The sequence below is a fragment of the Oceanobacillus locisalsi genome, from assembly GCF_042675985.1.
GTDB classification, from domain to species: domain Bacteria; phylum Bacillota; class Bacilli; order Bacillales; family Amphibacillaceae; genus Oceanobacillus; species Oceanobacillus locisalsi.
In genome coordinates, this window is the sequence record NZ_JBHTKK010000012.1 from 39492 (window position 1) to 51602 (window position 12111).

The 12111-nt window shown below is 39.0% G+C and carries 11 protein-coding genes and 1 pseudogene; 5 read left to right on the forward strand and 7 right to left on the reverse strand.

Annotated features, from left to right (window positions below; genetic code table 11):
- Nucleotides 1–76 precede the first annotated feature (76 nt).
- The gene (locus ACFQ19_RS10935; RefSeq protein ID WP_379592120.1) at nt 77–1300 is read right to left on the reverse strand and encodes an MFS transporter; all 1224 of its coding nucleotides are present in this window, start codon (nt 1298–1300) and stop codon (nt 77–79) included.
- A 140-nt stretch (nt 1301–1440) separates the two neighbouring features.
- Nucleotides 1441–2202: an SDR family NAD(P)-dependent oxidoreductase gene (locus ACFQ19_RS10940; protein ID WP_379592121.1), complete on the reverse strand. Its 762-nt coding sequence runs from the start codon at nt 2200–2202 to the stop codon at nt 1441–1443.
- A gap of 108 nt (nt 2203–2310) precedes the next feature.
- Between ACFQ19_RS10940 and ACFQ19_RS10945 the strand changes: the two are divergent.
- From ACFQ19_RS10945 to ppc, 4 genes and pseudogenes are all read left to right on the forward strand, one after another.
- Nucleotides 2311–2808: pseudogene (locus ACFQ19_RS10945) on the forward strand (SDR family NAD(P)-dependent oxidoreductase).
- Nucleotides 2809–3289: 481 nt separating this feature from the next.
- The gene (locus ACFQ19_RS10950) at nt 3290–4108 is read left to right on the forward strand and encodes a lipoate--protein ligase family protein (RefSeq protein WP_379592122.1); all 819 of its coding nucleotides are present in this window, start codon (nt 3290–3292) and stop codon (nt 4106–4108) included.
- 11 nt (nt 4109–4119) lie between these two features.
- A complete protein-coding gene (lipA, locus tag ACFQ19_RS10955) occupies nt 4120–5067 on the forward strand; it encodes a lipoyl synthase (RefSeq protein WP_379592123.1) in 948 nt (315 codons plus the stop codon).
- Nucleotides 5068–5467: 400 nt separating this feature from the next.
- Nucleotides 5468–8221 (forward strand): phosphoenolpyruvate carboxylase, encoded by a 2754-nt coding sequence (ppc, locus tag ACFQ19_RS10960; protein WP_379592124.1) that lies wholly within the window; start codon nt 5468–5470, stop codon nt 8219–8221.
- 121 nt (nt 8222–8342) lie between these two features.
- On the opposite strand, the gene ACFQ19_RS10965 is transcribed toward ppc, so the two are convergent.
- Complete coding sequence (locus ACFQ19_RS10965; protein WP_379592125.1) at nt 8343–8669, reverse strand: four-helix bundle copper-binding protein; 327 nt, start codon at nt 8667–8669, stop codon at nt 8343–8345.
- A gap of 157 nt (nt 8670–8826) precedes the next feature.
- On the opposite strand from ACFQ19_RS10965, the gene tatA reads away from it, so the two are divergent.
- On the forward strand, nt 8827–9009 hold the full coding sequence (gene tatA, locus ACFQ19_RS10970; RefSeq protein ID WP_379592179.1) for a twin-arginine translocase TatA/TatE family subunit: 183 nt from the start codon (nt 8827–8829) through the stop codon (nt 9007–9009).
- Nucleotides 9010–9083: 74 nt separating this feature from the next.
- On the opposite strand, the gene ACFQ19_RS10975 is transcribed toward tatA, so the two are convergent.
- The 4 genes from ACFQ19_RS10975 to ACFQ19_RS10990 all read right to left on the reverse strand — a co-directional run bounded on the left by ACFQ19_RS10975 (nt 9084) and on the right by ACFQ19_RS10990 (nt 12088).
- Entirely contained in the window at nt 9084–9569 is a 486-nt protein-coding gene (locus ACFQ19_RS10975; RefSeq protein WP_379592126.1) for a DUF4188 domain-containing protein, read from the reverse strand.
- Nucleotides 9570–9618: 49 nt separating this feature from the next.
- Nucleotides 9619–10299, reverse strand: coding sequence for a DUF2306 domain-containing protein (locus tag ACFQ19_RS10980; protein WP_379592127.1), 681 nt, complete (start codon nt 10297–10299; stop codon nt 9619–9621).
- A 21-nt stretch (nt 10300–10320) separates the two neighbouring features.
- Nucleotides 10321–10860: a PadR family transcriptional regulator gene (locus ACFQ19_RS10985; RefSeq protein WP_379592128.1), complete on the reverse strand. Its 540-nt coding sequence runs from the start codon at nt 10858–10860 to the stop codon at nt 10321–10323.
- Nucleotides 10861–11089: 229 nt separating this feature from the next.
- Nucleotides 11090–12088 carry an NADP-dependent oxidoreductase gene (locus ACFQ19_RS10990; RefSeq protein WP_379592180.1) on the reverse strand — a complete coding sequence of 333 codons (999 nt, stop codon included), beginning with the start codon at nt 12086–12088 and terminating at the stop codon, nt 11090–11092.
- Between the last annotated feature and the right edge of the window lie 23 nt (nt 12089–12111).

Here is a 12111-nt window from a genome sequence, read left to right on the forward strand (position 1 = left end):
GGAACATAGATTGAACAAAAGAAGGATAGAGCAGCAGGATTTGTATCCGCCAGATCTATCCTATCCGTTGTAGTGTTTATACTGATGAAGTCTTCTGCTTCTTTTTTTGCTTGTTTGACTCAATCAAGCCAAATGCAATGAATACCATCAGCAGTGGAGCCACTGCTCCAGAAATCATTACCACTTTCAGTCCGAAAGTATCTGCTAATGTTCCGGACAAGCCAATGACGAGCGCTCCGACTAATTCTCCCAGTCCCATAATAAGTGAACTGGCAGTAGCGCTTAAATTCGCCGGCAGGCTTTCTGTTGGAACAATATTCATAAAGATAGGGGGCAGGGAGCCGATTACGCCGCCAACTCCAATTAATGCAGCAATACCTACCCAAGTCTGAGGGAAAAGGAACAGGCCGAGCGGAGCTAGTATGGCCACAGCAGAAAAGAAGATGACAGTAGGCTTCCTGCCGACGTAATCCGAAATCATCGGAATCAGGATAACCCATGCAATGCCGACAACTCCCATCGCAGACATGCTAAATCCCATTCTGCTGGTGGAAAGTAATCCGATTTCTGTTAAATAAAGTGGGCCAAAGGAATACAGAATCCATAAGCTGGACATACAGAAAACGGATAGTAAAATACCTATTTTTACATTCCTGTATTTTAGCACATCTTTGTAACTGCTCGTACTTTGTTCCGGTTCGGAAGCAGCAGTATCTTTAGTGTTGACTTCTTTAGTAAATTTCCAAATGATCAAAGCCAATAATAAACTTGGTATACCAATAAAGACAAATGTCATTTGCCAATTTGTAAAAGTCACCAGTTGCGTAACCAAGGTTGGACCTAACATATTAGCAATAATCGAAACCCCTGCGTTAACAATACCGACATTGCGTCCGATTCCCTTTGATCCGGAAGAATCCGCCATAATAGCAACAATCAGCGGGAAAATCGGTCCCAGGCTTGCTCCAACGAGAAACCGGATAACGACCAATAACCAAAAAGTTGGAGCTAATGCAGAAAGAACAGTAAAAATACCAGTTGCTAATACGGCAAATACTAAAATGCGTTTTCGATAACCGGTTTTATCGGATAACGCACCAATAAGTGGTGCAGAAATCGCAAAACCAATGGTCTGCCACATATTGGCTTGGCCAATCAGGGAATTATTTAGATCGAAATCCTCCACCATGGTTGGTAATAAATATCCGAGGGAGGAGCGGGATAAAAAAACAAATCCCCATGTTAAAAAGAAAAATACGATTAAACGAAACTCATATGATCGAAAAAAATTTTTCTTCATAGTCTTCTCCTTTTTCTTTGATGTCTGTTCTAAGTTGTAAGAGTTAACGTGATTCATACATGTTCCAAAAGTAGTTGAATTTGAATCAATAAGCAGAGATTCACTCCTTATCATTTGAGAAACTTTTTGGACATCTTCTATTAGTGGGCGATTTGACCACCATCAATGACATAAGTCTGAGCCATCACGAAGCTTGCTTTATCGGATGATAGATAGAGTACGGTTTCTGCAATTTCATCTGGTGTAGCTGCCCGGTCTGCTGGAACGTTTCCTATCATTTCTTCTCTTATCTGCGGATCTTCCAGCTTTTCTTTAGCCAGTGGTGTTGCTGTAACTCCTGGAGCGACGGCATTAACACGGATACCTTTATCCGCATACTCAATCCCGGCAGCTTTTGTCAGACCGACAACGCCATGTTTAGCAGCAACGTAAGGGGACATATCGGGGTCTGCTATCAATCCGGCAACCGAAGCGGTATTCACAATACTCCCCCCGCCTTCTTTCATCATATATTCGAGCTCATATTTCAAACAGAGGAAGACGCCTTTTAAGTCAACAGCAATCGTTTTATCAAAGTCTTCTTCTGCCGTTTCAATAAAGGAAGCGATTTTTGGCAGAATCCCGGCATTGTTAAAAGCACAATCAATTTGTCCGAAATGATCGGATGTTTTTTCTATAAGTGCTTTTACCTGATCAGCGTTGCTCACATCTGTTTTAAAGAAAACTGCATCACCGCCATTATCTTTAATCTGTTGAACAACTTTCTCACTATCTTCATTTATATCACCAATCGCGACTTTTGCTCCACGTTCAGCAAATTTTAGCGCGGTTGCTTCACCAATCCCGGAAGCGGCTCCGGTAATTAAGACAACTTTTCCTTCGAAATCTTTTTCTTGCGCCATTTTTATCATCCTTCCCAAATTCATTAATCATATATATATTCCCGCCCCGTTTCAAAGTTATGCATCATTAGCACGGCAGATGGTGATGTTATTTTCATTAAACATGATGTGGCCAGTGAGGAAGACCGGAAGACGGTCGTAGATATTGTCGTGGAGAAGTGGAGACGTATTGACGCATTGGTAAATAACGCCGGCATTACATTTAATACTCCGCTTGAAGAACTATCATTAGATGCGTATATGAAAATCGTAAATATTAACTAAATTTCTGTATGTTTAGGAATGAAAGCTGTCACACCTATTATGAAGGAGCAAGAAGCAGGATCGATTGTTAATGTTTCTTCCATGAATGGACTAGTCGGCGCAGCTGTTGGATACACCGATACGAAATTTGCTGTCCGTGGTATGACAAAAGCGGAAAGCCATGAATTATCACTGCTCAATATTCATGTAAATTCTGTTCATACTGGTGTGATTCAAACACCGATGCTGGATAGAGAAGATGCCAAAGCAACGATTGAACAAATCAAACAAGCTATTCTACTGGCCCTGAATTTGTCATTGACGGCGGAATTACAGCATTATAATTTTAATTACGAGCCATGATAGAAACAATTGGATAAAACAGGGCTTGTTTAGATAGCAGAACACTGCAAAAAATGTGGTGTTCTGCTTTTTTCACTTTATACAGTTCTGTTTTACAAAATAAATAAACAAGTGTTATTATTAAACATAAGTAAATTGATGAGGATTGTGTTATAAAGTGATAAAGAACTATTGTATCGAATTTGAAAAGGATACAGTCATTTACTTTGTTCATTTCTTTGCAGAGACGAAAATGAATAGTGATAATTTTTTGGAATTTTTGACATATATGACACAAACATTTACTATTAAAAGTACATGTTCAAAAGTTCCAGATTCACAGATGCCGACATAAGTAAAGCAGCCAGAAAGTCTTTCACCCCAGAAGTGAAAAAGGATACCAGCAGACAGGCTTTTGAGCACGTTATCATTCGTTGATAAATGGTTTAAATACATATTCAAAGGGGGATCTGTTTTCTCATTTTATTGAGAGAATTTTCTTATGACTGAAACTTGGTATTTTTTAGACACCGGTAAACAAACACCTGCCTATAATATGGCAGTAGATGAATGCTTACTCCAATGGCATAGCCAAGGCAAAATACCGCCGGTTCTTCGATTTTATGAGTGGTTACCTGCTGGACTTTCCGTTGGATATTTTCAAAAAACGAAAAACAGAATTGATTTGCAAGCAGTGGAAAAACATGGATTCCAACTTGTGCGGAGATTAACTGGCGGCCGGGCCGTATTGCATGACAAGGAACTGACTTACAGCGTTATTATTTCAGAACAGCATCCACGGATGCCGAAGTCCGTTAAAGACGCGTATCTTACTTTGTCAAAAGGGTTATTAGACGGGTATCGTAATCTTGGTATTGCAGCAGATTTTGCCGTTCCAGAAGAAAAGGCGGCATCATCCCAATCTGCCGTTTGTTTTGAGGAACCTTCCTGGTATGAATTAGTAATTGACAATAAGAAAGCAGCAGGAAGTGCACAGACTAGAAAACAAGGGGTTATATTGCAGCATGGATCTATTCCGCTTTCTGTGGATAAGGATACATTATATGACTTATTTATTTATCGTAATGAAAAAGTCAAACAGCGCGCCCGGGCAGGATTTGACGATAAAGCGATTTCGATTGATGAAGCAGCTGGAAGAGAAGTGTCTTTGGAGGAAACGAAGGCAGCGTTAAAAGATGGATTTCAAACAGGTTTGGATATCGAACTGGAAACGTTTACCCTTTCTGATGAACAAGAACAGGAAATTCATGAGCTTATGTACAGTAAATATGTAACAGATGAATGGAATCATTCCAGATAGGAGCTGATCACGTGGCAAAGCAAGAAGAACATTTACGTAAACCCGAATGGCTGAAAATTAAGTTAAATACGAACAAATCTTATAATCATTTGAAACATTTAATGCGAGACAAACGCTTAAATACGGTCTGTGAAGAAGCAAAATGCCCAAATATTTATGAATGCTGGAGTGAACGCCAAACAGCTACTTTTATGATTCTTGGCGATACATGTACGAGAGGCTGCCGCTTCTGTGCAGTAAAAACTGGTCTTCCGAATGAACTGGACTGGAATGAACCAAGCCGAGTAGCTGAGTCTGTAGAAATTATGGGATTGAAGCATGTTGTTGTCACTGCTGTTGCCCGGGATGATTTAAAAGATGGCGGTGCAGCTGTTTTTGCAGAAACGGTACGTCAAATTCGCGAAAATGTACCTGGGTGTACTATTGAAATTTTACCTTCAGACATGAAGGGCGATTATGAAAGCTTGCATACACTTATGGGAAGCGGACCTGATATTTTTAACCACAACATTGAAACGGTCAGACGATTAACGAAAAAAGTTCGTGCTATTGCCCGATATGATCGTTCTTTGGAATTATTAAGAAGGGTTAAAGAAATTGCACCGGATACACCTACAAAATCAAGCATTATGGTTGGACTTGGCGAGACAAAAGAAGAACTTATTGAGGCGATGGATGATCTTCGTGCCCATAACGTGGATATTGTAACGATTGGCCAGTATCTGCAGCCTACAAAAAAACATTTGAATGTCGAACGCTACTATCATCCGGATGAATTTGAAGAATTAAAAGAAATTGCCCTTTCGAAAGGATTTACACATTGTGAAGCGGGACCGCTAGTGCGTTCTTCTTACCATGCAGATGAACAAGTCAGCGAATCTTCTGCCCAACGCCGAATCAAGTATATGAAAGGCTATGAAGAAACAAGCGGGAAAGAATTGGATAATCTGACATTCTAAATTACTACTAACCCGAAAAAGCAGTGTCTCTCTGATAAGACACACTGCTTTTTCATTTTCTTTATTCACGAAGGAGAAGGGAAGGACTTATCTTTGATTACACAGAGATAAAAGGTAGAGAGAAGCACTGATTGATGCTTAGGTGAACGTAATCTATGTTTTATTTTTTCAAAAAAGGGAAGAAGTGTATAAATCAACGATTAAAATACGGATGCCTTTATGTTAAAAGTACTATTTTCATGGTATTTGAATCAAAGGTACGATCCAAAATCTTTTTAAAACAATATATAGAGTGAATTTTCAGATTTACGTTGCATGCTTCCTTCTGAATGGAGAATGTACTATTATTGATAAAAAAGTTATGATTATTTTACGCTGATTGGACAAGGAGGAAAACAGCATGACTGAAACAAAGGATAAAAACGCCTCATTACGAAATGACGTTAATATGCTTGGAAATATATTAGGGGAAGTTTTGACGTTACATGGAGGAAAAGATTTATTCGATAAAGTAGAGAGCATTCGAGAAATGACTAAAAGCTTTCGCAGCGGGTCGGGTGAAGACACATATGATACTTTGAAAAAAGAAATCAGCAGTTTAGAGCCGCCATTGCGTCAACAAGTCATCCGTGCTTTTTCGATTTATTTTCATTTGATTAATATTGCGGAACAAAATCATCGAATCAGACGTAAACGCCAATATCTACAAGATGAGAATGAGAGTCAGCCTTTTTCGTTAGAAAGAGCCGTTTCAAAAGTGAAAGAAAGTGACTTGACAAATGACGAGGTTCAAGGCGTCTTGGATAATTTGTCCATCGAATTGATTATGACCGCACATCCGACAGAAGCAACCAAGCGGACAGTATTAGAAATACAAAAACGGATATCAGCGCATCTAGCTAAGCTGGATAACCCGCTTACGACATTTAGAGAAAGAAAAGAAGTGGAGGAAAGCCTTTTTAATGAAGTCACTGCTTTATGGCATACCAATGAATTACGTCAACGGAAGCCAGAAGTATTAGATGAAGTGAAAAATGGACTTTATTATTTTGATCAAACGCTATTTGAAACATTGCCTGATGTCTTTCAAGAATTGGAAACACAATTACAAGAATACATTCCGACGAAAAAAGACTGGCAGGTGCCTAACTTTATTCATTTCGGTTCCTGGATAGGAGGAGACCGGGATGGAAATCCGAATGTCACGCCAGATATTACCTGGGAGACGCTGGAACTGCAACGGAACCTGATTCTGAAAAAATATGATGCTTCTCTTGTTGAGCTGATGAGACGATTTAGTCAATCCAGTGAACGTATCACGATTAATCAGCAGTTTATTGATAAGGTAGAAAAAGAAGAGCGTACGTATTTGAATAAGAAGGACAAGTGGCCGATTCAATCGGAAGTATATCGACGCAAATTTGCAGTTATCTTAAAACGGTTGCGCGCAACAGGGAAAACTTCTCAAGGTTACCATGAAGCTGAAGAGCTGGTTCTGGATCTGAAAGAAATCAAAGAAAGTGCAGAGGCGCATTTGCCGGAGCCAAGACGATTGAAAACCATCCGAAAGTTGATTCGTCAAGTAGAAATGTTTGGCTTCCACTTAGCGACACTGGATGTACGAAACCATAGTGGAGAACATGAAACAGCTGTTCATGAAATTCTGACAGCTGCGCATATTACGGATGATTATGCCGGCCTGCCAGAAGAAGATAAACAGAAAGTATTGCGTGAGGTATTGAATGAGCCGAGACCGCTGCTGCTTTTTGAGGGTGGCTATTCGAAAGAAACACGGAATATTTTAGAAGTTTTCCGTACGATTAAAAAAGCGCATGAGGAATTTGGAAAACGGGCGATTGAAGTTTATTTAATCAGTATGTCAGAATCTCCGAGCGATCTTTTGGAAGTTTTAGTACTCGCTAAAGAAACCGGCGTCTACCGTCTATATCCGGATGGCACAGTGGAAAGTGATATCGACGTCGCTCCATTATTGGAAACCATTGATGACTTAATCGCAGGACCGAAAATTATGAAGACATTATTTGAAATGGATGTCTATCGCAAACAGCTCGAAGCACGCGGGGAACATCAGGAAATTATGCTTGGATATTCCGATGGAAGTAAAGACGGCGGTACGTTAAGCGCCAACTGGAACTTGTTTAAAGCCCAGGAGGATATCCATAATATGGCGAGACAATACAATATTCGTCTGAAATTCTTCCATGGACGTGGCGGTTCCCTTGGCCGCGGCGGCGGTTCGCTAAGCACCAGCATTCTTTCTCAACCAGCCGAGACTTTAGAGGATGGCGTGAAAATTACAGAACAGGGAGAAGTGCTTTCTTCCAGATATTTGCTCGAAGATATTGCTTATCGGAATTTAGAGCAAGCAGCTTCTGCCTTGTTTACAGGATCAGCCAAGACGTTGAAAACCCCTGCCCAAGAAGAACTGAGGCAAAAAGAATGGGAAAAAGCAATGGAATCGATGTCGGAAAAATCATTGAAGAAATATCAATCCCTGGTGTTCGGCGATCCGGACTTTCTGACGTTTTTCCATCAGGGAACGCCGTTGACGGAGTTAGGCGCTTTAAATATTGGTTCACGCCCGATGAGCAGGAAGAACAGCCAGCAATTTGAAGACTTGCGGGCGATTCCGTGGGTATTTGCGTGGACACAATCCAGATATATGCTGCCTGCCTGGTATGCAGCAGGTACAGGTCTGCAATCTTTCATTGAAGAAGACGACAGCCATCTGGAAACCTTGCAAACAATGTATAAAGAATGGCCTTTCTTCCAATCGACAATCAATAATTTGCAAATGGCATTGATGAAAGCCGATATGAAAACCGCCAAAGAATATTTGGAGTTAGTGGAAGATCCTAATGTGGCAAAACGGATTTATGAAGATATAGCAGATGAATATGAGCGTACCAGAAGCGCATTGCTGCAAATTTCCGGTAATGAAGAGCTGCTCAGTCATACACCGACTATCCAAGAGTCTGTTTATCTTCGTAACCCATATGTTGACCCGCTCAATTTTCTGCAAGTGGATTTAATGCGGCAATTAAGAGAGACATCCAACCCTTCTGATGAATTGGTGACAGAGGTGTTGCTGACGATTAATGGTGTAGCTGCAGGATTAGTGAATACAGGTTGATAAAGGGATGGTAACCATCCTGCATGAAAATTTTCCGCTTTCGTCTGATGATGGAAGCAGGGTAATATAGGAAATAGAAAAGAAGCAGTTTTCTTGAGTAAAGAGCTGCTTCTTTTCTATGTTATGCAATACTTTTACATACTTTTGCACACGCGAAGCATGCATCCGCGCATTTTTGACAGTGCTCATGCTGATGTTTCTGACATTCATTACCGCATGCTTCACAAATCGTCGCACAAACAGAAGCCAGATCAGCGGCAAAAGGCGTATCTCTGCATAGCGCTTGTGCCAGATAAGAACAGATTTCCGCACATTCCCGGTCCAGCCGAATACATTCCGCCATCATCTTGATATCTTCCTCTTTCAGACATGCATCATAACAATGATTACATGCAACAATACAATCCTGCAATGCGTTGATAAGTTGTTGATGTTGTTGATGTGACATGAAAAAAACCCTTCCATAACGTATTTTATCGTACATGTTATAACGTTCCCTGGAAACAAAATAATAATCGTTTTCCGGAAATTTTTCAGGTTCGTTTAGTGTATTACTGCTATTATAGGAATAAAATCTCTCATATGTAATTTCTGCGGGAGTATTCATTGAAAACATAGGAATTCCTGGGTTAATTCTTATTATTGTTTTAGCATTAATCATTTTTGGGCCGAAGAAATTGCCGGAGATTGGTAAAGCCGCAGGGCAAACATTAAGGGAATTTAAAAGCACAGCAAATGATATTATGGAAGATGACACAGATAAAACGCATCAGAAAGAAAAAAGTTAAATGCACAAAAATAAACTCCAAAAAATCTTGGAGTTTATTTTTGTGGGAAAAGCTACTGAGAAGTTATTTGCCGTTTACTTTGCTTTCATACCTTGCAGACGTTTGCGAGCAGAATTATGCTGTGCATCAATAGGGATATGATTTCCTGCATTTCCCATCCCGAATAGTGGCATATTTCGGTAGACAGACTCATAAGTGCCGGCTTTTATTTGGTAGGTTTCATGATAAAAGCCGACTGCATCGTTTTCTCCCACTTTTTTATTGAAATGCTGCCATGCAGTCAGGTGCTTTTTTCCCTTTGCGTATGCTAGTAAATCTTCTGTAGAACGCCAGTATTGGACCATCATCGTAGTTCGCAAACCCAAATAGCTTTCCGTAGAAAGAAAACCTAATTCATCCTGATTTTTATAGAGTTCTTGAATCATACGTGGCATTGCCATAAAAACCGGTCCCCATTTACGAATTGCTAGTATTTTATTGATGCACATTCCAATAATAAAAACAACAACGTCTTGATCATTTTCTGTAGTGTATCTGCCAGTGTAAACTTTTGTTTCCATAAGAAGGCCTCCTTTGATAGTAATTGAGAAGAAAAGTATCAGTTTACTTTCACACCATTTTCATAGACTTTTTTTTGTATTTAACCGAAAAATAAATAATAAGTGGTACAAGCACAATGGTAGGTGCGAACCATAACAATATGGTGCTTTCATTTAATCCAAAAAAACGAGGAGCTCCAAAAACAACAAAAGCAGTTACTGTCGAAATACCACAGCTTAACATGCCTGTCAGGTGCTCTATCACCCAGCCTTTTTTTAATTTAGGACTACGCCACCAATAAAGCATATAAGATATAGAGAGAAAAATGCCTATTAAGGGAAACCATGACAAGAGAGAATCTCCAAGTATAAATCCATAAACACTCACAGCTGTTGCACTTGTAAAAAGAAGGAATGGAATGAACCAATCGAAAGCTTGACGGTGTTTTCCTGCATGTTTTTTAAATCGGAGTACACGTAATCCGTATGTTGCTGTAGAAAAGCTTAGAATTGCAATAAAAATCAGAAAAATAGAGAAAGAAAATTGCGCTGTTGTCTGATTTTCATCAAAACCAATTCTATATAATGACAAATACACGGAAGTAGCACTGATGGTAAACATGCTATAGGTAAAAATCCAACCTGTAATGCGGTGCCAAGCGCCACCTTTTCGAAAAAATAGTGGCATCCATAAAAAAATTAAAGCAGTAAATCCAGCAATGACATGAATAAAAATAAAGAAAGAGAACATGTATTTACCTCCTTTAAAAAGTTAGAGTGCTTTTATTGTTGCATCACACCATGCAATAGCAGCTTCGGTCACCCGTTTGCCATAATCCAATGTGAAAAGCCAATATTTTGCATCACTATGATTATTGTTATAACGGGCAATACCTTCTTCAATTCCTTCATACGTTTGATACAGGTTCTCTAACTTTTGCTTATAATCCTTTAAAAGGTAGAGACTTTGTTTTTTTGTTTGATGCCTGCCAAAAAACAGCTTCAGCAAAACTTCATTTCTTTCAACTGGCAATTGCTTTAACGGTTGTTCTAACCAGTCTTTTAAAACTTCTTTCCCTTTCTCTGTCAGAAAGTATTCCTTGCGATCTGGCTTTCCCTCCTGGGAAGCTGCTTGTATTGTAGCTAACTCTTCCTGTTCCAGTTTCTTTAATGTCGGGTAAATTTGACCGTAACTGATTTTCCAAAAGTGATTAAGGCTATTATCAATAAATTGTTTAATCTCATAGCCTGAACGGCAGTTTGTAGTTAAAATGCCAAGAATAGCATAAGTCGTATCATTATATTTTTGCATCTATCTCACCTTATATCTTTTTGATATGTATCATTTAGATATATAGTACATGAATGTATTTAGAAAGTAAAGAAGAGAAAAAATTTATTTATGGTTTTAAAGTGGATGTTATTTATTTCAGCGAATAGAGACAAAAGCAAACCAGCAATAGAAAAAGTACCTAAATAGGATTTTTCGCTGCTGGTTAATGAATATAATTATTTTATTAAACGCAAATAACAAAAATAGGTTACTTGATTTTAATAACAATTTTCCCTTTTGCTCTGCCCGATTCCGAATATTCCATTGCTTTTTGCGTATCTTCAAAAGGTATAATCTGATCGATTAGAGGTTTGATTTTCTCTGCTTCAATAAGTTCTTTAATTTTATTTAATTGTTCACCGCTGGGTTTCATAAATAAAAAGTTATATTGAACGTGGTATTGCTTTTCCAGTTTCGTTAGTTTCCTGGAAACCAATCGAAAAGCAATTGTTTTCCAAAAAGGATAGTTATTTTCTTTTCCGAAGCGTGCATTTGGAATGTCAGAAATCGATACAATTTTTCCGCCGGGTTTCAGGATTTTAAATGAATTGATTAAAGCATCGCCGCCTAAAGTGTCATATACATAATCATAATCAGCTAATTTTTCCTCAAAGTTCTCTTCACGATAGTTTATTACTTTATCTGCACCCAGGCTTTCTACTAGGTCTTTTCCGGCATTGCTTGCTGTTGTTGCGACGTAAGCTCCTATTTCTTTTGCAAGTTGAATTGCAAAGGTTCCGATGCCGCCAGCGCCTGCTTGGATCAAAATTTTGTCGTTGGGTTGCAGGTTTAATATTTCATGAAAGGCCTGGTAGGTGGTTAAGCCAACTAAAGGTACAGCTGCTGCTTCTTCAAATGTTAGATTTGCTGGTTTGATGGCAATATCGTCCTCATGAACAGCAATATATTCAGCAAACGTTCCGATTCTTGATTTTCTTGGACGCCCATAAACAGGGTCTCCGACTTTGAACTTGGTTACGTTTTTTCCTGTTTTTATAACCGTTCCAGAAAAATCATTTCCAAGAATCAATGGCATTTTATATTTGATAAGCGGTCTTAATTTTCCGTCTCTAATTTTAAAGTCAACTGGGTTAATACTGGCAGCATGAATTTCTACTAATACATCGTCATTCGATACTTTAGGGACAGGGATGTTTTTCAATTGAACGTTTTTCTGTCCATATTTATGAATAAGCATTGCTTTCATTCGTTTTTTCATTTAGAAAACCT